Origin of the sequence: Pseudomonas sp. Irchel 3A5, assembly GCF_900187575.1 — a bacterium.
GTDB lineage: Bacteria > Pseudomonadota > Gammaproteobacteria > Pseudomonadales > Pseudomonadaceae > Aquipseudomonas > Aquipseudomonas folii.
Genome location: NZ_FYDU01000001.1, coordinates 513,083 through 538,172, shown reverse-complemented (window position 1 = coordinate 538,172; position 25,090 = coordinate 513,083). Strand labels below are relative to the sequence as shown.

Annotated in this window: 21 protein-coding genes and 1 tRNA gene; 9 read left to right on the top strand and 13 right to left on the bottom strand. The window is 59.3% G+C overall.

Annotated elements, in window-relative coordinates; genetic code table 11:
* Nucleotides 1–123 precede the first annotated feature (123 nt).
* Nucleotides 124–555 (bottom strand): DUF2628 domain-containing protein, encoded by a 432-nt coding sequence (locus CKW31_RS02255; RefSeq protein WP_095092820.1) that lies wholly within the window; start codon nucleotides 553–555, stop codon nucleotides 124–126.
* 579 nt (nucleotides 556–1,134) lie between these two features.
* A tRNA-Thr gene (locus tag CKW31_RS02250) sits at nucleotides 1,135–1,210 on the bottom strand.
* Nucleotides 1,211–1,489: 279 nt separating this feature from the next.
* Between CKW31_RS02250 and CKW31_RS02245 the strand changes: the two genes are divergently transcribed.
* The gene (locus CKW31_RS02245; RefSeq protein ID WP_095092819.1) at nucleotides 1,490–2,494 is read left to right on the top strand and encodes a J domain-containing protein; all 1,005 of its coding nucleotides are present in this window, start codon (nucleotides 1,490–1,492) and stop codon (nucleotides 2,492–2,494) included.
* 139 nt (nucleotides 2,495–2,633) lie between these two features.
* On the opposite strand, the gene CKW31_RS02240 is transcribed toward CKW31_RS02245, so the two are convergent.
* The 3 genes from CKW31_RS02240 to CKW31_RS02230 are packed head-to-tail and all read right to left on the bottom strand — an operon-like array spanning nucleotide 2,634 to nucleotide 4,780.
* The gene (locus CKW31_RS02240) at nucleotides 2,634–3,224 is read right to left on the bottom strand and encodes a YggT family protein (protein ID WP_095092818.1); all 591 of its coding nucleotides are present in this window, start codon (nucleotides 3,222–3,224) and stop codon (nucleotides 2,634–2,636) included.
* 28 nt (nucleotides 3,225–3,252) lie between these two features.
* On the bottom strand, nucleotides 3,253–4,071 hold the full coding sequence (gene proC, locus CKW31_RS02235; RefSeq protein ID WP_095092817.1) for a pyrroline-5-carboxylate reductase: 819 nt from the start codon (nucleotides 4,069–4,071) through the stop codon (nucleotides 3,253–3,255).
* A gap of 22 nt (nucleotides 4,072–4,093) precedes the next feature.
* Complete coding sequence (locus CKW31_RS02230) at nucleotides 4,094–4,780, bottom strand: YggS family pyridoxal phosphate-dependent enzyme (RefSeq protein ID WP_095092816.1); 687 nt, start codon at nucleotides 4,778–4,780, stop codon at nucleotides 4,094–4,096.
* 55 nt (nucleotides 4,781–4,835) lie between these two features.
* On the opposite strand from CKW31_RS02230, the gene CKW31_RS02225 reads away from it, so the two are divergent.
* Nucleotides 4,836–5,870, top strand: coding sequence for a type IV pilus twitching motility protein PilT (locus CKW31_RS02225; RefSeq protein ID WP_095092815.1), 1,035 nt, complete (start codon nucleotides 4,836–4,838; stop codon nucleotides 5,868–5,870).
* 118 nt (nucleotides 5,871–5,988) lie between these two features.
* On the opposite strand, the gene CKW31_RS02220 is transcribed toward CKW31_RS02225, so the two are convergent.
* Complete coding sequence (locus CKW31_RS02220; RefSeq protein WP_095092813.1) at nucleotides 5,989–6,672, bottom strand: C40 family peptidase; 684 nt, start codon at nucleotides 6,670–6,672, stop codon at nucleotides 5,989–5,991.
* A 249-nt stretch (nucleotides 6,673–6,921) separates the two neighbouring features.
* Between CKW31_RS02220 and CKW31_RS02215 the strand changes: the two genes are divergently transcribed.
* Nucleotides 6,922–7,341 carry a TM2 domain-containing protein gene (locus tag CKW31_RS02215; protein ID WP_095092812.1) on the top strand — a complete coding sequence of 140 codons (420 nt, stop codon included), beginning with the start codon at nucleotides 6,922–6,924 and terminating at the stop codon, nucleotides 7,339–7,341.
* A gap of 424 nt (nucleotides 7,342–7,765) precedes the next feature.
* Here the strand turns inward: CKW31_RS02215 and CKW31_RS02210 are convergent, their stop codons facing one another.
* The 7 genes from CKW31_RS02210 to gshB form a co-directional block, all read right to left on the bottom strand.
* Nucleotides 7,766–9,037 carry a dihydroorotase gene (locus CKW31_RS02210; RefSeq protein ID WP_095092810.1) on the bottom strand — a complete coding sequence of 424 codons (1,272 nt, stop codon included), beginning with the start codon at nucleotides 9,035–9,037 and terminating at the stop codon, nucleotides 7,766–7,768.
* The gene (locus CKW31_RS02205) at nucleotides 9,034–10,038 is read right to left on the bottom strand and encodes an aspartate carbamoyltransferase catalytic subunit (RefSeq protein ID WP_027898382.1); all 1,005 of its coding nucleotides are present in this window, start codon (nucleotides 10,036–10,038) and stop codon (nucleotides 9,034–9,036) included. The genes CKW31_RS02210 and CKW31_RS02205 overlap by 4 nt, the downstream gene beginning before the upstream one ends.
* A 23-nt stretch (nucleotides 10,039–10,061) precedes the next feature.
* Entirely contained in the window at nucleotides 10,062–10,580 is a 519-nt protein-coding gene (gene pyrR, locus CKW31_RS02200) for a bifunctional pyr operon transcriptional regulator/uracil phosphoribosyltransferase PyrR (RefSeq protein ID WP_095092808.1), read from the bottom strand.
* A gap of 99 nt (nucleotides 10,581–10,679) precedes the next feature.
* A complete protein-coding gene (gene ruvX, locus CKW31_RS02195; RefSeq protein WP_095092806.1) occupies nucleotides 10,680–11,123 on the bottom strand; it encodes a Holliday junction resolvase RuvX in 444 nt (147 codons plus the stop codon).
* Nucleotides 11,123–11,692, bottom strand: coding sequence for a YqgE/AlgH family protein (locus CKW31_RS02190; RefSeq protein WP_095092804.1), 570 nt, complete (start codon nucleotides 11,690–11,692; stop codon nucleotides 11,123–11,125). The genes ruvX and CKW31_RS02190 overlap by 1 nt, the downstream gene beginning before the upstream one ends.
* A 76-nt stretch (nucleotides 11,693–11,768) precedes the next feature.
* Nucleotides 11,769–12,662 carry an energy transducer TonB gene (locus CKW31_RS02185; RefSeq protein WP_095092802.1) on the bottom strand — a complete coding sequence of 298 codons (894 nt, stop codon included), beginning with the start codon at nucleotides 12,660–12,662 and terminating at the stop codon, nucleotides 11,769–11,771.
* Between the two features lie 186 nt (nucleotides 12,663–12,848).
* A complete protein-coding gene (gshB, locus tag CKW31_RS02180) occupies nucleotides 12,849–13,802 on the bottom strand; it encodes a glutathione synthase (RefSeq protein WP_095092801.1) in 954 nt (317 codons plus the stop codon).
* Nucleotides 13,803–14,060: 258 nt separating this feature from the next.
* On the opposite strand from gshB, the gene pilG reads away from it, so the two are divergent.
* The 6 genes from pilG to CKW31_RS02150 all read left to right on the top strand — a co-directional run bounded on the left by pilG (nucleotide 14,061) and on the right by CKW31_RS02150 (nucleotide 24,290).
* Nucleotides 14,061–14,471, top strand: coding sequence for a twitching motility response regulator PilG (gene pilG, locus CKW31_RS02175; protein WP_027898388.1), 411 nt, complete (start codon nucleotides 14,061–14,063; stop codon nucleotides 14,469–14,471).
* Between the two features lie 49 nt (nucleotides 14,472–14,520).
* Nucleotides 14,521–14,886 carry a twitching motility response regulator PilH gene (gene pilH / locus CKW31_RS02170; protein ID WP_027898389.1) on the top strand — a complete coding sequence of 122 codons (366 nt, stop codon included), beginning with the start codon at nucleotides 14,521–14,523 and terminating at the stop codon, nucleotides 14,884–14,886.
* Nucleotides 14,887–14,898: 12 nt separating this feature from the next.
* Nucleotides 14,899–15,438, top strand: a complete 540-nt coding sequence (locus tag CKW31_RS02165; protein WP_095092799.1) for a chemotaxis protein CheW — start codon at nucleotides 14,899–14,901, stop codon at nucleotides 15,436–15,438.
* A gap of 73 nt (nucleotides 15,439–15,511) precedes the next feature.
* Nucleotides 15,512–17,554 carry a methyl-accepting chemotaxis protein gene (locus CKW31_RS02160; RefSeq protein WP_095092797.1) on the top strand — a complete coding sequence of 681 codons (2,043 nt, stop codon included), beginning with the start codon at nucleotides 15,512–15,514 and terminating at the stop codon, nucleotides 17,552–17,554.
* A gap of 249 nt (nucleotides 17,555–17,803) precedes the next feature.
* Entirely contained in the window at nucleotides 17,804–23,815 is a 6,012-nt protein-coding gene (locus tag CKW31_RS02155) for an Hpt domain-containing protein (protein ID WP_095092795.1), read from the top strand.
* Nucleotides 23,808–24,290: a chemotaxis protein CheW gene (locus tag CKW31_RS02150; protein WP_095092793.1), complete on the top strand. Its 483-nt coding sequence runs from the start codon at nucleotides 23,808–23,810 to the stop codon at nucleotides 24,288–24,290. Before CKW31_RS02155 ends, CKW31_RS02150 begins: the two co-directional genes overlap by 8 nt.
* Nucleotides 24,291–25,090 lie beyond the last annotated feature (800 nt).

The window sequence follows — 25,090 nt, the reverse complement described above, 5'->3', positions numbered from 1 at the left end:
CCTTAGGATCAAGCGTAAGACATGGAAGAACCTGTGTATCAATGACCCGCAACCTTAAGAAAAATGGGGTCTGACCGCTATTCCTCCCAGATGTACGGGCACTCACACGGCTACACCTGAACGTTAGAGGAGACGTATGCCTTTGAACGGGTTCCAGCCTTGCTCGCCTTTCACTTCCTTGAGGTAGTACGCGTAGTTTACGGTCAGGCCATACATCAGGGCGTAGGGCGCAGCCAGCCCTCCGCCGAGCGCATAAGGCACATCGGTTTCCAAAAGAGTACATACCAGAAGAATCAACGCGTTGGTCGCGAGCATGATTCCAAGGAGTGCAAGGCCCTTTTTCCACAGTCCCAGCACGAAGAAATAGATCGGACCAAAGAAGCACGCAATTATATTGATGTTGATCCGCATTTTCTTTCTGACGCCAGGAAGTGATTTGAGACCGGCATTGAACCGTGGATCGTTCGGCGCACCGTATGTCTCAAAGAAATTGAAGCGTTCCTGCCACTTGGCGCTGTACTTCGAGGTGCTTTGGGGGTGATCTGCTGTGCTCATGGTGCTACTCCTTATGTTCCGTGGAATGACCTATTCCTTCCGGAAAGTCCTGGGCTTCTGGCGCTTTGAAGAGATGACGGGGGATTGTATGGAGTTTCCAGGTGGCGTAGTACCACTCAACCGTATCGGTGTGCCAATCGTTGCAATTCCTGGCATGAATTGGCGCTCCTGTTCCTGCACTGACTGTTGTTGGCCGGTTCGTCCTTCGGGTTTAAGTGATTGGGCGGGGTACTTGGGCTGGCTATCGCGAGCAAGCTCGGCTCCTACAAGAGAGAGTTATCGCTGGCGTTTGTCGTTGTATTGGATGACGCCTTCGCAGCCTTCGGCAGCTCCTATCAAACAAAATATAAATCACTGAATAGATGCGGTTTTTTGTGTTAGCGGTGCTTGGTCTGGACGGCATTCCGACGATAAGAACACCGCAATTCCCTTTAAACCGCGTGGCTCTTATCGCGGGCAAGCACCGCTCCCACATTGATATCTGTTTGCTGCGCGACAGCGCGGTGTCAGTGACACCGAAAAAAACACACGCGCACAAAAAAGGCCCACCTTTCGGTGAGCCTCTTTCGATGTAGCGTATGGTGCCGGCACCAGGAGTCGAACCCGGGACCTACTGATTACAAGTCAGTTGCTCTACCAACTGAGCTATACCGGCGTGATGGGCGCTGAGTATATAGAGTTTTTTTTGGCTGTAAACCTTAGCTCACTGATTTCGTTTAAAAATTTCTTGAGCGGTTGGCTCCGCGCTGTGATGGCACGTCAGCGTTGAGGGAGTCAGCCGTTATCGGCGTTCTGGCGTGAAGCTGGAGGGCGGTTCGTCAGGTGGGGCGGGGTTTTGTTTTGGTTTGTGCGCTGGGCTTCAGCTTGGGCCGTGAGGCGGTTGCAGCGATGTAAAGATTGGTAATATGTCGCGTCGCAATGGATAGCAAGCTCAATGCCGAAAACACGCACGTATTACGACGACCTCAATGTCGCTCGGGATGCCTCGCCAGAGGATATCAAGCACGCCTTCCGCAAGCTGGCGCAGCAGCTGCATCCTGATCGTAATCATGCAGCCAATGCGTCTGGTTTGATGGCGGTGGTCAACGCTGCTCATGATGTGTTGGCCGATCCCGAGAAGCGTGCTGCGTACGACGCCAGTCTGGTTCGGGATGCGCAGGTGGCTCGTCAGGCGGCCACTCAGCGTCGTCAGGCCGGGCCGCACGCTGCGCCGCTAAACGCTGCGAGAGCACAGGCTCGCCCCTCAGTAAAACCTCAAGTTAAATCAGCTAAACCAGCAAAGCCTGCGCGGCGTGGCAGTCGTTTGCGTTGGGTGGCGGTGTTTGTGGTGGCTTGTGGGGCGGGTGCCTGGATGGGGTATGACCGGGACGCGGGCAAGGCGTTTATCCCGCCGTCACCGCCGGTGGTGGACGATATGGCGATCCTGGCTGAAGCGCAGGCCAAGGCGGAGGCTGTTGCTGAAGCGGCCAGGGTTGCTGCAGCGGTGCCTGTTAACGCTCCCGTAAAGATCGTCGAGCCTGGGCAGCCGGACTGTGTGCCGCCGCTGGTTGATCCTATGGGTGCGCCTTGGCCGTCTGCGGCAGGCTACATCGCGGGTATGCCGATGACGCGCGACGGTGGCTGGTCTGAGATCACGGTGGATAACACCGCGGGCGAGCAGGCGGTGTACGCGAAGATTTCCGATGCGACGGGCAAGCGGGATTTTCGGCACGCGTATATTCCGGCGCGCAGTCGCTTTACGTTTGGGCGTATGGACGTGGGGTATTACCAGCTCAAGTACAAGATGCTCGATACCGGGTGTGCTTATGCGTCTAGCCGGATTCGGCTGGAGGAGACGCTGGTGGGGGATCGGATCAAGTCGAGTGTTTACAAGCTGACGCTGCGCAAGCTGCAGAATCGGAATTCGCAGTTTTCGAATGTCAGGAGTGAGGAGTTTTAAGAGGAAAGGGTCGAATGCTGCGCTGGTTCCAGGATCTGCTAATGATCTGAGACCTTGTTGACCCTATCGCGGGCAAGCCTCGCTCCCACAGAAGAAATGCGATCTCTGTTGGAACGAGGTGTAACCCACACTCAGCTGATTACATCAGCAAGCGCAGTACGCTCGGCATTTGGGTCATGGTGGCCAGGTTGTTGATGACCAGCATGTCCAGCAGCTTGAGGATCATGAACGCCAGGATCGGCGAGATATCCAGGCCGCCGAGGTTTGGCAGGATCCGGCGCAGCGGGGCCAGCAGCGGTTCGGTGATCTGGTTGACCAGCTGTGCGCCAGGGTTGTGGCTGGCGGGGGCGACCCACGACAGGATCACGCTGATGATCAGGGCATAGAAGAAGATGTTCAGGAACAGACCGGTCACGCCGATGATTGCCCAGAGCAGCAGGTGCAGCGGATCGCCCGTCGTGCCGTAGGCCAGCAGCAATGTCAGTGCCATCAGGATCATTTGCACGATGATCGCCAGGATCAGCGAAGACATGTCCAGGCCGAACAGGCTTGGGATGATGCGGCGCAGCGGTTTGAGCAGTGGCTGGGTGGCTTTGACCGCGAATTGGCTCAGCGGGTTGTAGAAGTCCGCGCGGACCAGTTGCAGCACGAAGCGCAACAGGATGATCAACAGATACATACTGCCGATGGTTTGCAGCACGTAGATTGCAGCGGTGTTCAGTCCGATCATCGGTCTGCTCCTCAATGGCCTAAAAAGATTACTTGCCCAGCTGTTCGGCCATTTCTGCCGAACGATGTGCGGCGGCAGTCAGCGCGGTGTCTACCAACGCTTCGAAGCCTCCGGCCTGGAATGATTTGATTGCGGCTTCCGTGGTGCCTGATGGCGAGGTCACGCGGCGGCGCAGCTCGGCGGCATCCACATCGCTGCCGGTGGCCATCAGTGCAGCGCCCAGCGCGGTTTGCATCGTCAGTTGCGCGGCTACGTCCTGTGGCAGGCCGAGTTTCACGCCTGCTGCGGTCATGGCTTCGATCAACAGAAAGAAATACGCCGGGCCGCTGCCGGACACGGCGGTCACGGCGTCCAGTTGTTGCTCTTCTTCCAGCCACAGCGCGATACCGACAGCTGACAGCAATTGCTCGGCCTGGGCGCGTTGGGCGTCGTTGACTTGCTCGGTGGCGTACAGGCCGCTGACGCCCTGACGCAATAGCGCCGGGGTGTTGGGCATGCAGCGCACGATGGGTTGCTCGCCCAGCCAGTTTTGCATGCTGGCGCAGGTGATACCGGCGGCGATGGACACCACCAGTTGATTTGGCTTGAGGCTCGGACGCAAGGTTTCGCAAACGGCTTTCATGGCTTGCGGTTTGACGGCGATCAGTACCACGTCTGCGCCATCTGCGGCTTCGGCGTTGTCAGCGAATACTGTGATGCCGTGCTCGGCGGCGATCTTGCCGCGTGTTTCAGCGCCGGGGTCGCTGGCGCAGATCGAGTCGGCTTCCACGCCTTGGGCGCGCAGCCCGCCGATCAGGCTGGCGGCCATGTTGCCAGCGCCGATAAAGGCGATGCGTGTCTTGCTCATGTCGGATTCCTTGGGTCAGAGGTCATGGCTGGCCGTAGTCTCGGGCGCCAAAAAGGGCTGTGCCAATCCGCACCCAGGTGGCGCCTTGTGCGATGGCGGCCTCCAGGTCGTGGCTCATGCCCATGGAAAGGGTGTCCAGCGGCAGGTTCAGTTGCGCTTGCAGCGTACTGACAGCGGCAAATGCAGCGTTTTGCTCGGCGCTGTCGTCAGTGGGTTCCGGAATCGCCATCAAGCCACGCAGTTTCAAGCGAGGCAAGGCGCTGATCGCTTCAGCCAGTGCGGGCAGGTCGGCGGGTGTACAGCCGGACTTGCTGGCTTCGCCACTGACATTGACCTGAATGCAGATGTTCAGCGGTGGCAGGTCTTCAGGACGTTGCTCGGACAGGCGTTGCGCGATTTTCAGGCGATCCACTGAATGTACCCAGGCGAAGTTCTCGGCGATTGCGCGAGTCTTGTTCGACTGAATGGGGCCAATGAAGTGCCAGCACAAGGGCAGGTCGGCCAATTCGAGCTGTTTGCCCAGCGCTTCCTGCAAATAGTTTTCGCCAAAGTCCCGCAAACCTGCCGCATACGCTTCGCGCAGGGCCTCGGCCGGTTTGGTTTTACTCACTGCGAGCAGGCCGATGGACGCCGGGTCACGCTGCGCGGCTTGAGCGGCGGCGCTAATTCGCTCGCGGAGCGTTGAAATGTTCGCTGCTATCATGGACATTGATTTGCGCCAGCAGGGCTAAAGTCTGCGGCATTCTATGTGATTGAGGAGCTGTATGGATATTACCGAGCTGCTGGCATTCAGCGCCAAGCAAGGCGCATCGGACTTGCACCTCTCGGCTGGCCTGCCGCCGATGATTCGTGTGGACGGTGATGTACGCCGTATCAACCTGCCAGCACTGGATGCCAGGGACGTGCAGGCGCTGATCTACGACATCATGAACGACAAGCAGCGTCAGGACTTTGAAGAGTATCTGGAGACGGATTTTTCTTTCGAGGTGCCGGGCATAGCGCGCTTCCGGGTCAACGTGTTCAACCAGAACCGTGGCGCGGGTGCTGTATTCCGGACGATTCCAGCGAAAATCCTGACCCTCGAAGAGCTGGGCATGGGAGAAGTGTTTCGCAAGATTACCGACGTGTCTCGCGGGCTGGTGCTGATCACCGGCCCCACCGGTTCGGGCAAGTCCACGACGCTGGCGGCGATGATCGATTACCTGAACGTCAATCGTCATCACCATATCCTGACCATCGAAGACCCGATTGAATTCGTTCACGAGTCCAAGAAGTGCCTGGTCAACCAGCGTGAAGTCCATCGCGACACGCTGGGCTTTTCAGAAGCCCTGCGTTCGGCACTGCGGGAAGACCCTGATGTGATTCTGGTCGGGGAAATGCGTGACCTGGAAACCATCCGCCTGGCGCTGACCGCTGCGGAAACCGGTCACCTGGTGTTCGGCACCCTGCACACCACGTCTGCGGCGAAAACCATTGACCGGATCGTTGATGTCTTCCCGGCTCAGGAGAAATCCATGATCCGCTCGATGCTGTCCGAGTCGCTGCACGCGGTGGTGTCTCAGGCGTTGCTGAAGAAGGTCGGCGGCGGTCGAGTGGCTGCTCACGAAATCATGATGGGCACACCTGCGATTCGTAACCTGATCCGGGAAGACAAGGTCGCGCAGATGTATTCAGCGATCCAGACCGGTGGCTCGCTGGGCATGCAGACGCTGGATATGTGCCTCAAAGACCTGGTCGCCAAAGGTCTCATCACCCGCGATGCGGCGAAGGAAAAAGCCAAGGTGCCGGATAATTTCTAAGGCAGAACACAATCCCGGTAGGAGCGAACTTGTTCGCGAGACGGCCTACATCCGACGCATTAGTGTTGGATGTACTGGCCCCCTCGCGAACAAGTTCGCTCCTACCGGGGAGGGTGTATCAGCGTTGAACAACCCGCAACGGCGCGCTCTGCTTCGGCAATACGCGCTTGGCAACCATGTAATGGCTGTTCCAGTACGGCTTCTTCAAAGTATCAACGCTGACTTTCTTGCCGCGCCGTGGGGCGTGGACGAAGCGGTCGTTGCCCAGGTAAATCGCAACATGGTTGACCTTGCGGCTTTTGATGTTGAAGAACAGCAAGTCGCCGGGCTTCAAATCCTTGCGATCAACCTTGACCCCGTGGCCTTCAGCCATGGCATTTGACGTGCGCGGCAGATCGACTTCAGCCACGTCGTTGAACGCATATTTCACCAAACCACTGCAGTCGAGGCCTTTACCTGGGGTGTTGCCGCCCCAACGATAAGGAGTACCGACCGCTTGCAAGGCACGGCTCACAACGGCATTGCTCTGTTTGGTGTTCGGCCCCGACAACGTTTGTATGTTGGCGACGGCTTTGGAATTCTTGTTCGGACTACGGTAAATGGTTGTCCGGGAGCTGTGGCCACGTGGAGAGATGACAGGCGCAGGCTCGTTGGTTTGGTTGGCCGCGACGGCTGGCGAAGAATGAGTTTTCGCGGTGTAGCCGGTGAAGCTCGCGGGTAGTTGTTGCTCACGATTGGTGGCGTGGGCGGCCAGTGGCATAAGTAGGCAGATGGTTAGCCATGACTTGAAAAAAGGACGCATTCGGCAGGGCTCTTGTGGGTTAGCGCGCAACTTTATAACAGCTTTTTGCGACTTTCAGACCCCTCATGACAGAACGATTACGGAACGATCGTTTCAGGTTCTGCGACAAACTCTCTCAAAACACGGGTGAATCCCTTGTGTTACAAGGGTTTGTTATAAGCGTCAGAGGTTCCTGCCATACGTCGGACAGCTGTAAAAAAGTCACACGCTTTACACATATTTTTTTCTATCAGCGCAAAAGAGGTCCCAATGAACACCTATCAACATGATGCGCAGCGTCAGGACACCCACAGCAAATTGCTTGGTTACCTGCTGTGGATTGTTGGCTTCACCGGCGCTCATCGCTTCTATTACGGCAAGCCAGTAACCGGCACGATCTGGTTCTTCACGCTGGGCTTGCTGGGCATCGGTTGGCTGATCGACTTGTTCCTGATTCCAGGCATGGATCGCGAAGCTGACCTGCGTTTCACTTCAGGCTCCACCGACTACAACGTGGCTTGGTTGCTGTTGGCGTTTCTCGGTGTGTTTGGTGTGCATCGCATGTACCAGGGCAAGTGGATCACCGGGATCATTTACCTGTTCACGGGCGGGCTGTTTCTGGTGGGCGTGCTGTATGACCTGTGGACGCTGAACGATCAGATTTCGATCAAGAATGCACAGCGCGGTTAACGCGACCTGATTTGGGGGGGGCAGTTGTCGACGTGGGACCGGCTTTAGCCGGGAAGGCGGCATTCCTGACGATGCAGATGCTTTGAATGTGCCGGCCTCTTCCCGGCTAAAGCCGGTCCCACGGGATAATGTTGGGCCTGTGGGAGATCCTGTGTCTGCCTGCGGCGCTGATCCCCGTGGGAGAGAATTCATTTGCGAAAGGGTCGGTACATCCGATAGAGATTCGTCGTTTGTACAACCGTATTCGCGAATGAATTCGCACAGGAATCACTGATGACGTGGGACCGGCTTTAGCCGGGAAGAGGCCGGTACAGACGCTGAATTTTCATCAGTAGAAACACCGCCTTCCCGGCTAAAGCCGGTCCCACGTCGTCAATCAGCTTGCGGACAAGCATAGAATCTCCCACAGGGGGTACCTTCTTTTTTATCCGGTATGGGTAATCCGCCCATCCACCAGCGTGTAACGCACGGCACCCGGCAGGCAGTGGCCGAGGAACGGGCAGTTTTCGCCTTTGGATAGCCACGTCTCACCGGCAACGGTCGAGGCGGATGGATCAAACAGCACGATGTCAGCTGGCGAACCGGCGCTCAGTTGTCCTGCAGGCAAGCGCAATGCTGCCGCCGGGCCGCTGCTCAAACGGGCGAGCAGGGTTGGCACGTCCAGCAAGCCATCTTCAACCAGCGTCATTGCCAGTGGTAGCAGCAATTCGACGCTGCTGATGCCCGGTTCGGTCGCGCCGAAGGGTGCCAGCTTGGCATCGCGTTCGTGCGGTTGGTGATGGCTGGAGATCGCGCTGATCACGCCGGATTTGACCGCTTCGCGCAGGCCGTCACGGTCCGCGCGGGTGCGCAGTGGCGGTTGCACGTGATACAGGCTGGAGAAGTCGATCAGCGCTTCGTCGGTCAGGATCAATTGATACAGCGCCACGTCAGCCGTGACCTTCAAACCACGGGCCTGTGCCTGAGCGATCAGCGCTGCGCCGCGAGCGCTGGTCAGCTGGCTGAAGTGCGCGCGTACGCCGCTTTGCTCAACCAGCAGCAGGTCGCGGGCCAACGCTACGGTTTCAGCGGTTTCAGGAATGCCTGCCAAACCCAGGAAGCTGGCGGTCGGGCCTTCGTGCGCCAGGCCACCTTCGGCCAGATCACGGTCCTGTGAGTTGAAAATCACCGTCAGGTCGAACGTTGCTGCGTATTCCAGCGCCCGGCACAGGGTGCGGGTGTTGCGAAAGCTCTCCAGACCGTTGCCGAAGGCCACGCAGCCCACATCGCGCAACGCGACCAGTTCAGCCAGTTGTTCGCCTTCCAGCCCCTTGCTGAGGGCACCAATCGGGAACACCTTGCTGTGCCCGGCCTCACGAGCGCGGTCCAGGATCAGCTCGGCGACGGCCGAAGTGTCCAGAATCGGTTTGGTGCGCGGCGGGCAGCACAGGCTGGTTACGCCACCGGCTGCGGCGGCGCGGGTTTCGCTGGCGATCGTGCCTTTGCGGCTGTAACCGGGTTCGCGCAGGGCTACGTTGAGGTCAACCAGGCCGGGCGCGGCAATCAGGCCAGTGGCGTCGATGGTTTGTACCGGTTCGAAACCCGCTGGCGCATCGCCGATTGCGAGCACCTTGCAGGCTTCCAGGTGCAGGTCGGTAATTTGGTCCAGACCACTTTTGGGGTCGATGACGCGAGCGCCGAGGATGCTGAGCTTCACTGGGCGTTCTCCTGTTCGAATTGTCGTTGCGCGGTCTGTCCGCTCATGGCCATGGACAACACGGCCATGCGCACGGCGATGCCGTAGGTCACTTGATTGAGGATCACCGAATGCGCGCCGTCGGCCACTGCCGATTCAATTTCAACGCCGCGGTTGATCGGGCCGGGGTGCATGACGATGCAGTCCGGCTTCGCGCCCGCCAAACGTGCGGTGGTCAGGCCGAACAGGCGGTAGAACTCGCCCTCGCTCGGCAGCAGGCCGCCCTGCATGCGTTCGCGTTGCAGGCGCAGCATGATCACCACGTCGACATCTTTCAGGCCTTCGTTCAGGTCGGTGTAAACCTTGACGCCGTATTGCTCGACGCCGACCGGCAGCAAGGTTTTCGGCCCGATCACGCGGATGTCCGGGCAGCCCAGTGCTTTGAGGGCGATCATGTTCGAGCGTGCGACCCGCGAGTGCAGGATGTCGCCGACGATGGCCACAGACAGATTTTCGAAGCCGCCTTTGTGCCGACGAATCGTCAGCATGTCGAGCATGCCTTGGGTCGGGTGCGCATGACGGCCGTCGCCGCCGTTGATGATCGCCACTTCCGGGCACACATGCTCGGCAATGAAGTGCGCCGCGCCGGAGTCACCGTGCCGCACGACGAACATGTCGGCAGCCATGGCTTCCAGGTTGCGCAGGGTGTCGAACAGCGTCTCGCCCTTGCTGGTCGAGGACGTGGACACGTTGAGGGTGATCACGTCCGCCGACAGCCGCTGTGCCGCCAGTTCAAAGGTGGTGCGGGTGCGCGTGGAGTTCTCGAAGAACACGTTGCACACGGTTTTGCCGCGCAGCAGCGGGACTTTTTTCACCGCCCGGGCGCCGACTTCCAGAAAGGAGTCAGCGGTATCGAGAATTTCAGTGAGCAGCTCGCGGGGCAAGCCGTCGAGGGACAGGAAATGGCGCAGCTGACCTTGATGGTTGAGCTGCAGCGGGCGCTTGGCGTCGAGGGGCGTCATCGCAAAGGACTCTTTCAAGGCGGTTAAAGGGCGGAGGCGGTGGACAGGTCTTGGATTTCGAGGGCCAGCGGCGCAGGACCGCTCAGTTTGACCCGCTCATTGGCGGCCAGCGTCAACGTCGCGCCGACCACGTCAGGGCTGATCGGTAGCTCGCCAGCGTCCAGGTCCAGCAGGCACACCAGCGTCACGCTGGCCGGGCGGCCGTAGTCGAACAGTTCGTTGAGGGCGGCGCGAATCGTGCGGCCGCTCATCAGCACGTCATCGATCAGGACCAAGTGCTGGCCTTCGATTTCGAAGGGCAGGTCAGAAGGGCGCACTTGCGGGTGCAGGCCGTTCTGGCTGAAATCGTCCCGATAGAAAGAAACGTCCAGCGTGCCCAGCGGTTCATCGCGCCCCAGGGTCTTGAGCAATTCCTGCGCTACCCATACGCCGCCAGTGCGAATGCCGATGAAGCGAGGTTCGCTGACGCCGCGCTTGTTGAGGTGCGCGTTCAGGTCAGTGGCCATCTGACGAATCAGTTCGGCGGGGTTCGGCAGGTTCATGAAGTTGCTCCTGAAAGTACCCAAGCCGGGACAAGGCCTGGCTCAGGCGGAAACGAAAATTCAGATTGTTAACGCCAAGCCTTGTACAGGCTAAATGTGTCAGGCACTGAACAGCTCGGCGTTCGCATCCATCCAGCCCTGCAACAAGAGCATGGCGGCGATGGCATCGACCGGGTTGTCTTTGTAACTGCTGCCGCGCTGACCGCCGCGGCTCATGCGCTCGCCCTTGGCTTCGAAAGTCGTCAGGCGTTCGTCATGGGTATAAACCGGGATATTGAAGCGGCCGTTGATCCGCCGGGAAAACTTCTCCGCCTTGACGCTCATGTCGCTGGGCGTGCCGTCCATGTTCAGCGGCAGGCCGACGATAATGGCGTCGGGTTTCCATTCGCGGATCAGCGCTTCGATCTGGCTCCAGTCCGGCACGCCTTGCTGGGCCTTGAGGGTGCACAGGTCGCGGGCTTGACCAGTAATCACTTGGCCCACCGCAACGCCGATCTGTTTGGTGCCGTAATCGAAGCCCAGTAGCAAGCGCAGTGCGGGCATCAGGCGTGGCCTGCCTGGCTGGTGAGCAGGTTCAGGTTAACGCCCAGGCGTGCGGCGGCGGCATCCCGACGCTGGTCACTGTCGACGTCAAAGAGAATGGCCGGGTCGAACGGGCAGGTCAGCCAGGCGTTGGCAGCCATTTCAGCTTCCAGTTGGCCCGCATCCCATCCGGCGTAACCGAGGGTGATCACATTTTGATCAGGGCCGTAGCCGTCTGCGATGGAAAACAGCACATCCTGAGACGTTGAAAGCGCCAGGTCGCCGAGTTCGACGGTCGCCTGAAAGACCTGCCCTCGAGGATGCAGTACGAAACCGCGATCGGTCTGAACCGGGCCGCCCGTATGAATCACTATTTCCTGACAGCGCACGGGAGCGGGGAGCTCGGGGCGCAATTGCTCAAGGACATCCGCCAGCGTCAGGCTTTGCGGTCGGTTGATGACCAGCCCCATGGCTCCGTTGGCGTTGTGCTCGACGATGTAAGTCAGCGTCTGCGCAAAGTTCGGGTCCACCATGTGTGGCATGGCGATCAGGAATTGATGCTTGAGATAACTCGCAGATACGTTTTTCATGAGCTCTAGTGTGGCGCTGCGCGGCGGGCCTGACAACTGGCAGTTCTGACAGGTCCGCAGGTTTGTGAAGGAGCCGTCAGTTACTGGAAAGCTTGTCGCCCCGAGCGAATTTCCAGGTGCGGATGATTTCGAGCCGGTCGATGTCAGCCAGATCGCCGGTGAACGGCGCAAATGGCGCCGCAAGACGTACGATTCGCTGCGCAGCCTGATCCAGCAACGGCTGCCCGGAAGACTCCAGCACCAGTATTTCGTACAACGAACCGTCGCGATTGATCGAGACCATCAGACGCAAATTGCCGTAGATCTGCTTGCGGCGGGCTTCTTCCGGGTAATTCAGGTTGCCGACGCGCTCGACTTTCTTGCGCCAGTCGTCTTTGTACCAGGCACCTTTGTCGCGCATGGTCGACGCGGCATTCAGGCGATGGATCTTTGGCCGCTTGGCGTACAGCTGTTGCTCGTTGGAGAGTTCGGCTTCAAGGCTGGCGATTTCGCTGCTCAGTTGCGAGCTGTCGAATTCCGGAGCGGCCTTGGGCGTAGGGTCGGGTTTGACCTCTTCACGTTTGGCGACCGTCTTCTCTGGAGTTTTAGCCTTGGTGGCGACCACCGTTTTCGTCGACTCCTGCTTTTGCACGGGTTTGGCAGCCGCAGGCGGGGTCACTTTATTGATCTTGGTGTCCTGAAACGGCGCAAGCTCGGTGGTCTTGGGGATTTCCGCCTTGTCCAGGGTGCCGCTGCCTTCCTGATTGTCTTGAGCCAGAAAGTCGGCCTGTTTGGGCTTGGTGTCACTTTTGAAGGTGGCGAGGGTGATTTCCAGCGTCTGGCTGATCTGTTCCGGTTTGACGTAGGTGAAGCCCACGCCAAGGATGATTGCCACGTGAATCAACGCCGCAATCAACAAGGTAAAGCCCAGACGATCAGCCGGGCGCACGCCTGATTGGGTAAGTTCGTATGGGAGATCGACAGCAGTCATCAGCGGGTTAGCGTCTCTTGGGGTATTTCAAAATCATAGGCTGCGCATGATAGCCCAGATTGAAATGCGATCTCCTGTGGGAGCGGAGCTTGCCCGCGATAAGGCTGGACGCGATTTACTTTAGATCGCGGTGTTCTTATCGCGGGCAAGCACCGCTCCCACAAGGGGGAATGAATTCCAGCAGGGCTATTCGGCCTGCAGCTTCTTCTCGATCACGTCCATCAGCATTCCGCCAATGTTAGTGCCGAATGCATTATCGATCTCGCGGATGCAGGTCGGGCTGGTGACGTTGATTTCGGTCAAATGCTCACCGATCACATCCAGACCGACGAAGATCAGGCCTTTTTCGCGCAAGGTCGGACCAATCTGCTCTGCAATATAGCGATCCTTGTCCGTCAGCGGACGCGCTTCGCCACGACCACCTGCTGCCAGGTTGCCACGGGTTTCCCCGGCCGCCGGGATACGTGCCAGGCAATACGGGACAGGTTCGCCGTCGACCATCAGGATGCGTTTGTCGCCGTCCTTGATGGCAGGCAGATAACCCTGCGCCATGATTTGCTGGGTGCCATGTGCCGTCAGAGTTTCGAGAATCACCGACAGGTTCGGGTCGCCCACACGATGGCGGAAGATCGACGCGCCGCCCATGCCGTCCAGCGGTTTGAGGATCACGTCGCCGTGCTCTGCGGCAAACTCACGCAGGATGTCGGCACGACGGCTGACCAGCGTCGGCGGCGTCAGGTGCGGGAACTGGGTCGCGAACAGCTTTTCGTTACAGTCGCGCAGGCTCTGCGGCTTGTTGACGATCAATACGCCAGCGCGCTCGGCTTGTTCCAGCAAGTAAGTGGCGTAGACGAATTCCATGTCGAACGGCGGATCCTTGCGCATCAGGATCACGTCCAGATCATCCAGACCGCTGTCCACTTCCGTGCCGAATTCGAACCATTTGGCCGGATCGGCAAAGACTTTCAGCGGTTTCATGCGAGCGCGGGCCTGGCCAGCGTTCTGATACAGGTCCTGCTGCTCCATGTAAAACAGCGACCAGCCGCGTTCCTGAGCGGCAAGCAGCATGGCCAGTGAGCTGTCCTTTTTATAGGAGATGCGCTCAATCGGGTCCATGACAATCCCTAGGCGAACGCTCATGGGCAAATATCCTCTGATCGATAACGGCCGCGTCGGCCTTGAAATAGGCGTCAGGGTGGCGCTCTGCTTGCTCCGGGTCAAGAGGCAAGCACGTGGCGGCCGGCTTTATGGATTGAGTCTGGAGAGTGTGCTAAAAAGGCTCGGCGCCTGAATTTGGCATTTGGCCTTCAGCCCCTGTAAATCAGGAGCTGGCAGTACATCAGGCTCCCGTGCCGGGCTGAACACGCATAATCACGCCGCGGCGATGGAAGAGCATATATGGAACAGCATTCATCAGCACTGAAAGTCATGGTCATCGATGATTCGAAGACGATTCGTCGCACTGCCGAAACGCTGCTGAGAAATGTCGGTTGTGAGGTCATCACGGCAATTGACGGGTTCGATGCGCTGGCCAAGATCGCCGACAATCATCCGCGAATCATATTCGTCGACATCATGATGCCGCGTCTGGATGGCTATCAGACCTGCGCGTTGATCAAAAACAACCGGGCGTTCAAATCAACGCCGGTGATCATGCTCTCGTCCAAGGATGGCCTGTTCGACAAGGCCAAGGGACGAATCGTCGGCTCCGATCAGTTTTTGACCAAACCGTTTAGCAAGGAAGAGCTGCTCAGCGCGATTAAGGCCCATGTGCCGGGGTTCGTTGCAGTGGAACAACAAGTTTCGTGACGCCTGCTGCCCACAAGGGCAGCGGGCATTCATCCTTATGGGGAACACCATGGCTCGAATTCTGATCGTCGATGATTCGCCGACTGAAATGTACAAATTGACCGGCATGCTCGAAAAGCACGGTCATGAAGTCCTCAAGGCCGAAAACGGTGCCGACGGCGTTGCCCTGGCGCGTCAGGAAAAGCCCGACGCCGTGCTGATGGACATCGTCATGCCCGGCCTCAACGGTTTTCAGGCCACCCGCCAGCTGACCAAGGATGCGGACACCAGCATGATCCCGGTGATCATCATCACCACCAAGGATCAGGAAACCGACAAGGTCTGGGGCAAACGCCAGGGCGCGCGTGATTACCTGACCAAGCCGGTGGACGAAGAGACCCTGATGAAAACCCTGAACGCGGTACTCGCCGGCTGACGCCGGTTCGTCATGGCTGAGTCTCAAACCGCTTTCCAGCTGCTGTTCGACATCGACCAACGCTGTCGAACACTGGCGGCGGGCCTGCCATTTCAGGAAACCCGCCAGCAGGACTGGAGCGGTATCGGCTTTCGCATGGGCGAGCGTTGCTACGTGGCGCCCATGGGGGAAGTCAGCGAAATCCTTCACGAGCCACGCTACGCGGTGCTCCCCGGCGTAAAACCCTGGGTGCGAGGCGTGGCCAATCTGCGTGGCAAGCTGTTACCCATCATGGATCTGTGCAGCTTTTTCGGTCATGAGCTGTCGCCTCTGCGTAAAGAGCGGCGGGTACTGGTCGTGGAACACCATGATGTATTCGCCGGTTTACTGGTTGATGAGGTGCTCGGCTTGCAGCATTTCAGTCAGATCAGCCTGATGCCCCGGCAGGCGGCTGACATGGATGACGACATCACACCGTTCATTCGAGGGCAGTTTCTGCGCGATCAGGCCTGGCTGGTGTTCAGTCCATGGGCGCTTGCGCAGTCACCGGGCTTCATGGACGTAGCGCTGTAAACGTATTGGGCAGGCCAGCAACGCTGGCCTTTTTTGCTTGCGCGATGAACATCGCATTCGGTCCAGGTGGGACATGAGTAAAACAGGCAGATCATTGGAAGGCCTACGCAGCCGCTCGCAAATCGTCGTGCTGTTCGTCGCGCTGATCATTTTCATCGTGTTGCTGTTCGTCAATTTTGCTTACCTCAACACGCAATCGAATTACGACAAGCAATACATCGGTCATGCAGGCGAGCTGCGCGTGTTGTCCCAGCGCATTGCCAAGAACGCCTCCGAGGCTGCTGCGGGTAAACCGCAGGCCTTCAAATTGCTCGCCGACGCCCGCAATGACTTTGACATGCGCTGGGGTTACCTGCGCAAGGGCGACAAAAAAACCGGTTTGCCACCCGCGCCAGAGGACGTCCGCGACGAGTTGCAGACGGTGCAGGCCGACTGGGAAGCCTTGCGCAGAAACACTGACGTGATTCTGGCCAACGAGCAGACCGTGCTGTCGTTGCATCAAGTGGCCGCGACCCTGGCCGAAACCATTCCGCAATTGCAGGTCGAGTACGAAAAAGTCGTCGATATCCTGCTGCAAAACCGCGCACCTGCCAGCCAGGTGGCGGTTGCCCAGCGCCAGTCCCTGTTGGCTGAGCGGATTCTTGGTTCGGTCAACAAAGTGCTGGCAGGGGATGACACCGCGGTTCAGGCCGCCGACGCTTTCGGCCGCGACGCCAGTCAGTTCGGGCAAGTGCTCAGCGGCATGCTCGACGGCAACGTGACCATGCGCATCGCTCAGGTTGACGACCCGGCCGCCCGAGCGCGGTTGGCCGAGATCGCCGAGTTGTTCCAGTTCGTTTCCGGTTCGGTGGATGAGATTCTCGAGACTTCGCCTGAGCTGTTCGAGGTGCGCGAGTCTGCAGGCAACATTTTCAACACGTCACAAACCCTGCTCGACGAAACCTCTGTGCTCGCCAACCGGCTGGAGCATCTGGCCAGTGCACGCTCATCGAACACTATCGGCGGTTACGTGCTGGGTTTGTTGGCCTTGATGTCGATCATCCTGATTGGCCTGGTCATGGTGCGTGAAACCAACCGCCAGCTTCGCGAGACCGCCGAGAAAAGCGAGCGCAACCAGAACGCGATCATGCGGCTGCTCGATGAAATCGAAAACCTGGCAGACGGCGACCTGACCGTGGCTGCGTCGGTGACTGAAGATTTCACCGGGGCAATCGCTGACTCCATCAACTATTCCATCGACCAGTTGCGCGAGCTGGTGGCGACTATCAACCTGACCGCCGAGCAGGTGTTCGGCGCGGTCAAGGACACCCAGGGTACCGCCACGCAACTGGCCGCTGCATCTGAGCACCAGGCATTGCAGATTACGGCGGCTTCCAATGCAATCAACCGCATGACCGGGTCCATCGATCTGGTCTCCGCCAACGCCCATGAATCCTGGTCGGTTGCCGAGCGGTCGGTGGCAATTGCCAACAAAGGCAATGAGGTGGTGCACAACACCATCAACGGTATGGACAACATTCGCGAGCAGATCCAGGACACCTCCAAGCGGATCAAGCGGCTGGGGGAGTCTTCTCAGGAAATTGGCGATATTGTCAGCCTGATTGACGACATTGCCGACCAGACCAATATTCTCGCCTTGAACGCTGCGATTCAGGCGTCCATGGCTGGTGACGCCGGACGCGGTTTTGCGGTGGTGGCTGACGAAGTGCAGCGTCTGGCTGAGCGCTCGTCATCGGCGACCAAGCAGATTGAGACATTGGTGCGGGCGATTCAGAACGACACCAACGAGGCGGTGATCTCCATGGAGCAGACCACCACCGAAGTGGTGCGTGGTGCGCGCCTGGCACAGGATGCCGGGGTGGCGCTGGAAGAGATCGAAGGCGTTTCGAAAATCCTCGCCGCGCTGATCCAGAGCATCACCAACGCGGCCCAGCAGCAGTCAGAGCTGGGGCTGCAGATTTCCCAGACCATGACGGTTATTCAGCAAACCACCTCGCAAACCACCTCAGGCACCGCCGCCACGGCGCGCAGCATGGGCAACCTGGCGAAGATGGCCAGCGCGATGCGCCGCTCGGTTTCAGGCTTCACCTTGCCGTCGTCGAAGGATCGCGGGTGATGGTCAGAAAATTTCCAGTGCTGCTCTCCTGCAGGACAGGTCCGATCGACACAAACATTCAGGTTGGAATGCGATCTCTGTGGGAGCGGTGCTTGCCCGCGATGCATGAGACGCAGTTAGACGACATACCGCGTTATCGTTTATCGCGGGCAAGCACCGCTCCCACAGGGTCCGTTTATCCCTCGGTGAGCGTCTACAGGTTCGGGTTCAACTTCGGTATAAGCAATCAAGCTGGGTATTGGAGTCGTCATGGCTGATCGGCACGACTATGTGGCGCTGGAGTGGGTAAAAGGCGAAATCGCCGAAACCCTCAAGCAGGCCCGCCACGCCCTCGATACATACATTGCCGATCCCGGGCACACGGCGGCGATGGATAAGTGTCTGGATTGCGTGCATCAGGTGCACGGCAGCCTGCAAATGATCGAATTCTACGGTGCAGCGTTGCTGGCCGAAGAAGTCGAACAACTGGCGCTCGCCTTGCAGCAGGATCGCGTTGCGGAGCGTGCCGAGGCCGAGCATTTGCTGACTCAGGCCATGACGCAACTGCCTGCGTATCTGGACCGTATTCATTCTGCCCGGCGCGATCTGCCGTTGGTGGTCTTGCCGCTGCTCAATGACTTGCGCAGTGCCCGGGGTGAAAGCCTGCTCTCGGAAACCAGCCTGTTCGCGCCGCAACTGGTCAGTGTTGCGCCGCTGGATGCGCAAACTCTCGCGCAACGTGACAGCCCCGAGCTGCCCGCGCTGTTGCGCAAATTACGTCAGACCCTGCAAACCGCACTGGTTGGCCTGTTGCGTGAGCAGGACGTAAAAACCCAGCTCGGCTACATGGGCAAGGTCTTCGCACGCCTCGAACAGCTGTGCGACAACGCGCCATTGGGTCCGCTGTGGCAGATTGCGTCGGCATTGGTGGAAACCATGCTCAATGGCAATTTCACCAACAGCCCGGCATTGCGCAGCCTGTTCAAGGATGCCGACAAAGAACTCAAACGCTTGCTGGAGCAGGGCATTGCGGGTATCAACCAGCCTGCGCCGGATGAGCTGCTCAAAAGCCTGTTGTTCTACATCGCCAAGTCAGACAGCCAGGCGCCGCGAATGGTTGATCTGAAGGACCAGTATGGTCTGGACGAAGCGCTGCCCGACACCACGCCGCCCAGCCAGCAACGGACGAGCCTCGGGCCCGACCGCGACGCAATGCGCTCGGTGATCAGTGCCTTGTGCGAAGAGCTGGTGCGGGTCAAAGAGCGGCTGGATGTGTTCGTACGCGGTGATCGAAAATCGGTCAGCGAGCTCAACAGCCTCTTACCGCCGTTGCGGCAGATCGCCGACACCCTGGCCGTGTTGGGCTTCGGTCAGCCACGTAAGGTCATCATCGATCAGTTGGCCGTGGTGCAGGGTTTGGCGCAGGGCCAGCGCGAACCGAGTGACGCCGCACTGATGGACGTGGCCGGGGCGCTGCTCTATGTCGAGGCAACACTGGCCGGAATGGTCGGCCCGGTTGAGCAGGCCGCCAATCGTGAAGACAGCCGTCTGCCCACCACCGACCTGACGCAGATTCATCAACTGGTGATCCGCGAAGCCCGGGTCGTGCTGCAGCAAGCCAAGGATGTGATCATCGATTACATCGACGGCGAATGGGATCGCCAGCGCCTTGAGCCATTATCGGCGCTGCTGGTACAAGTGCGCGGCGCGCTGGCAATGATTCCCCTGGCCCGCGCAGCGAGTTTGCTGGCGGCCTGCAACGACTACATTCTTGAACACCTGCTGATCGACGAAAACCGTCCGGCCTGGACGCAGCTCGACAGCCTCGCGGACACCATTACCGGCATCGAGTATTACCTGGAGCGCATGGGCGAAGACCATGAAGCACCGGGCGAACAGGTGCTCGACATGGCGCAGGAAAGCCTGGCGCGACTGGGCTACACGCCAGCGTCAGATACCCTCGACGTGCCGGTGCTGGACGAGGTCATCAGCCAGGACGAGATTCTCGAGCTGGAAGCCCGGAACGCCTTGGTCAGCCCGACGCAGACCATCGCCGATGTGCTGGCCAGTCCAATGTCCGGCGTAAACCCGCCCGCGCTTCATACCCCCGACAGCCTGTTGCCGCCGCCCGCCGATGAAGAAGCGGTGGACGACGAGTTACTGGAAGTCTTCCTTGAAGAAGCCGAGGAAGTCCTCGCCGCCTTGCGCGAATACCTTCCGCAATGGATTGGCTCTCTCAACGATGCGCGCAGCAACACCACCGCGCTGACCGAAGTGCGCCGTGCGTTCCACACCCTCAAGGGTAGCGGGCGGATGGTTCGAGCATTGATCCTCGGCGAGCTGGCGTGGGCGGTGGAAAACCTGCTCAACCGAATTCTGGAAAACAGCGTCAAACCCGACGAGCACGTTCAGCAACTGCTCAATGAAGTGCTGGAACTGCTGCCAGCCGTCCTCAAGGACTTTGCTCAGGGCGCTCAGCGTCAGCGTAATGATGTGGACCGCCTCGCTGCCCAGGCGCATGCCCTGGCCAGAGGTCAAGGACTGCTGACCTTCGACGTTGTTGCCGGTGACGAAACCGAAACCGAAACCGACGAGCTCGACCCGCAGTTGCTGGAAATCTTCCGCCAGGAAGCCCTGAGTCATCTGGACAGTCTCAAGCGTTTTCTGGAGAGCTGCGCCAATGATCCAGAGCCTGCCATCAGCGACGATCTGCTGCGCGCGCTGCACACCCTCAAAGGCAGCGCCTCCATGGCGGGCGTGCTGCCGATTGCCGAACTGACCAGCCCGCTGGATCAACTGGTGCGCGAGTACAAGGCGCATATGCTGGCGTTGGGGCAGGCCGAGCTCGAGTTATTACGCCAGGCTGAGCCACTGCTTCTGGTCGGCCTGGCGCAGCTGTCGAGTGATCCATTGGGGACGATTCCCGGTGCGGCCGCGCTGATCGATGCTGCCCAGACCGTGCTGCAAGAGCGGCTGGCCGCGGTGTTGAGTGCGTCGAACAATGGTTTACGGGTCAAACGCAATCCGCAACTGATCGAGAGCTTTCTCGCCGAAGGCATGGACATTCTGCTGGACGCGGAAAACCTCTTGCAGCGATGGCGTGAACACCCCGGCGAACGGCAGGAGCTCTCTGCGCTGCTGGATGAGCTGACCACCTTGGGGCACGGCGCGCACCTCGCTGATTTGCCGCAAATGGACGAACTCTGCGAGGCTTTGCTGGACCTGTATGGGGCGGTGGAAGAAAGCAGCCTGGCGGTCAGCGAACGCTTTTTCGATGAGGCCGAGCAGGCCCATGAAACGCTGATCTGCATGCTCGATCAACTGGCCGCCGGGCAGGAAGTTGAGGCTTGCCCGGCGCGTATCCAGGCCTTGCGCGCCTTGCTTGATCAGGCGCTGGACCCTTCGGCCACAGGCCTCATCAAGAGCGACGGCAGCCAGACGCTGAGCATCACCGAGCTGAACGCGGCCACCGAGACGTTGGCCCGTCATGAGCCGATTCACGGCGACCCGTTGACCCTCGATGACGAGATCGTCGAGATATTCCTCGAGGAAGCGGTAGATATCCTCGACAGCGCCGGGCAAGCCCTGCAGCGCTGGTTCGATGACCCGGAAAACCCGCTGCCGCTGTCGGCGTTGCAGCGTGACCTGCACACCCTCAAAGGTGGCGCCCGCATGGCAGAAATCGGCCCTGTCGGCGATCTGGGTCACGAGCTGGAAAGCGTTTACGAAGGTTTGATCGATCGCCGCTACAGCCATTCTCCGGCACTGGCTGACTTGCTGATCAAGAGTCATGACCACCTGGCGTTGATGCTTGAAGAGTTACAAAAGCACCGGGTGCTGAGCGACCCAACGGCGCTGGTCAATGCCATTCGGGCCTTGCGCATGGGCACCCTGCCGGTGTCGATAAGCGAGTCTGGAGCCAGACCGGCACAACCCAAAGTCGAAGCCAATGCTTCGCCTGAGCGCGACACCGAGTTGCTGGACATCTTTCTCGAAGAGGGCTTCGACCTCATCGAAAGCTCCGGAGCGGCGCTGACACGGTGGCAGGCCGACCCCGATAATCTGCTCGAAGTGGAAAACTTGCTGCGCGATTTGCACACCTTGAAAGGTGGCGCGCGCATGGCAGAAATCGCACCTATTGGCGATCTGGCTCACGAGCTGGAAACGCTGTACGAAAGTCTGTCAGCCGGGACAGTGAAGCCCGATCCGATCACCATCAGCCTGCTGCAAAGCGGCCACGACTTGCTCGGCGATATGCTCGACGCAGTGCGTTCCGACAAGCCGTTGCCTGGCGCTGCGTTGCTGATCGAGAGCATTCGCAAGCAAGCCTCTGGTGATGGCTCAACGGGTTTACCCCTCGCGCCAGCGATGCTCGAACCGTTAGCCCCCATACTCATGCCCGATCCAGCCCCGGCTCCTGATACCGAGGGTGAGCGCTCGGCCAGCGAGATGGTCAAGGTGCCGGCACAAGAGCTGGAAACGCTGGTCAATCTGGCGGGCGAGACATCGATCTTTCGCGGCCGCATCGAACAGCAAGTCATCGACGCCGAAGGCACCCTCGCCGAAATGGCCACGACCATTGAGCGGATGCGCGATCAGTTGCGGCGTCTGGACATGGAAACTCAAGGCAGCATCCTCAGCCGGGAGCAAGTGCAGGCCGAGCGGTTGGGCTACGAAGATTTCGACCCGCTGGAAATGGATCGCCATTCCCAGCTGCAACAATTGTCCCGCGCCTTGTTCGAGTCCGCGTCTGACTTGATGGACCTCAAGGAAACCCTCGACGCCCGGGCCAGCGACGCGCAGACCCTTTTGCTGCAACAGGCGCGGGTCAATACCGAACTGCAGGAAGGCCTGATGCGCACGCGCATGGTGCCTTTCGAACGCATGGTGCCGCGCCTCAAACGCATCGTGCGTCAGGTGTCCGCCGAGCTGCACAAAACAGTCCATTTCGAGGTGGGTAACGCTGAAGGCGAGATGGACCGTACGGTGCTCGAACGCATGGTCGCGCCGCTGGAGCACATGCTGCGCAACGCCATCGATCATGGCCTTGAAAGCACCGAGGAACGCCTGGCTCAGGGCAAACCCGAGTTCGGCACCATTCTTCTGGATCTCAAGCACGAAGGTGGCGATATCGTCTTCGAGATGAGCGACGACGGCGCAGGTGTGGACCTGGACGCAGTGCGAAAGAAGGCCATCAAGCGCGGCATGATCCCGGCGTATGCACAGCCGGGTTATCACGAGACGTTGCAGTTCATTCTGGAACCGGGGTTCTCCACCGCAGAAACCGTCACGCAGATTTCCGGGCGCGGCGTCGGGATGGACGTGGTGCATGCCGAGGTCAAGCAACTGGGCGGCACCATGGTGATCGAATCGGTGCAGGGGCAAGGGGCGCTGTTCAGGATTCGCCTGCCGTTCTCGGTGTCGGTCAACCGTGCACTGATGGTGCAATGCGGCGAAGAGCAATACGCCGTGCCGCTCAATACAGTCGAAGGCATTGTGCGGGTCATGCCCGGCGAGCTGGAAAGGTGCTACCAGTCAACGCCGCCGCGTTATCAGTACGGCGAGCGGGTTTACGAACTGCGTTATCTGGGCGAACTGCTCAATTACAGTCAGCCGCCTTCGTTCATCGGCCAGACTCAACCGCTGCCGGTGCTGCTGGTGCATGTTCAGGACCAGTGGGTGGCGGTGCAGGTCGATGCGCTGGCGGGCTCGCGGGAAATCGTCGTTAAAAGCCTTGGCCCGCAGTTTTCCAGGGTGCAGGGTATTTCCGGTGCGACCATTCTGGGCGATGGCCGCGTTGTGCTGATTCTCGATTTGCTGGCGCACATTCGCCGGTTGCATGGCCGCTTGCAGGCCGAGCAAGCTGCAGGGCGCAGCGTGCCGGTTTGGCGCGACGCCGAGCAGGGCCGACCGCTGCTGGTACTGGTGGTGGACGATTCGGTCACGGTTCGCAAAGTCACCAGCCGCCTGCTGGAGCGTCACGGCATGAATGTATTGACGGCCAAAGACGGTGTCGACGCCATGGCGCTGCTCAAGGAGCGCGTACCGGACGTCATGTTGCTGGACATCGAAATGCCACGCATGGACGGTTTCGAAGTCCTTGGCCATGTTCGCGCCGACGAGCAGCTCAAGGAATTGCCGATCATCATGATCACCTCCCGCTCCGGGCAGAAGCACCGCGACCGTGCCATGGGTCTCGGCGTTAATGAGTACCTGAGCAAGCCGTATCAGGAATCAGTGCTGCTCGAAAGCATCGCCTATTGGAGTCAGGTCAATGCCTAACGCTGCCAGTGCCACACAACTGACCGGTTTGATTCTGCCCCTGAGCGACCGCAATTTGCTGTTGCCCAACGTCGCCGTGGCGGAACTCATCGACTATCAGGATTGCAGCGCAGGCAGCGATGCCCCCGAATGGTACCTGGGGCCGATCAGTTGGCGGCAGCGCACTTTGCCCCTGCTCAGTTTCGAAGCCGCATGCGGCGGCCGGACCCTTGTTGGCGGCCGTGCGCGTATCGTCGTGCTCAATGCCCTGGGCGGCCGAGATGAAATGAAATTCATTGCCCTGCTGACTCAAGGCATTCCCCGTTCCTGCAAGGTCGACAACCAGCTCAGCTATGTTGACGTCCCCCTCGATGCGCTTGAACTCGCGGCCGTACAAATCGGCGAAACCGTCGCGAAGATCCCCGATCTGGTGGGGTTGGAGCAATGGTTGGTTGATGCGGGCCTGGCCGAGTCGTCAGAAACGAGCCACCTGTAGGAGTGAACTTGTTCGCGATCTGGCGCGAAGCGGCAGCAATGGCCGCGACTCGGTGCATTTGCTGGAATCGGGCCGTCAGATATACGACTGCTGCGCAGCCGTTCGCGAACAAGTTCGCTCCTACCGAAAAATGCGTACCCAGTTAGATACGTGAGCCGATTAAATCGGCTATTCGGCTCATGTGCAAAACGGCCGTCACAATGAACGTACCCCTGAACTGGATCTGGCAGCATTCTGGCTACCGGGGGAGGACGGAGTACGCGGTATCGGTTGGTCTTGGATTGAGCGTTGTTGTCGATTAGTAGTTACCGCATCTGTAGGAGCTCACGAGCAACGCGAGGCAGCGATAGCGTCCTGCCTGATACACCGCCATCGCGGCCTCGCGTTGCTCGTGCGCTCCTACAGAATTCGCGTTTACATCTTGCGTGCACGCCACTGGTGCGATGAGTTAGATGTTTCTTACCCGCCGAGATATTGAGCCACAACTTCCCCGCTCTACAGCCAGACATCGCCCTTTCCCGTGAGTGAAATTTCCGAGAAAATCCCGGCCTATTGCGCCCTGTGATTGGGGTCTCTAACCTCCTGCCGTCGCTGCAAAATCAGCGATCAGGTTTGGTAGACCTCGAGCTTATTGGCGCAATGCGCCACCTTCGGAAAGGCGCTTTTTTGCGGCTTGCGATTATGGTGGCCGTGCGCATGGCATCTTCGGATGCGCCGGGTGCCAATAACCGGTTCTACCAACTTGTGCACGGCCGCCACCCCTTCGTTTGGTAGCGAAGGATGCGGCTCCTTTGTCTTTT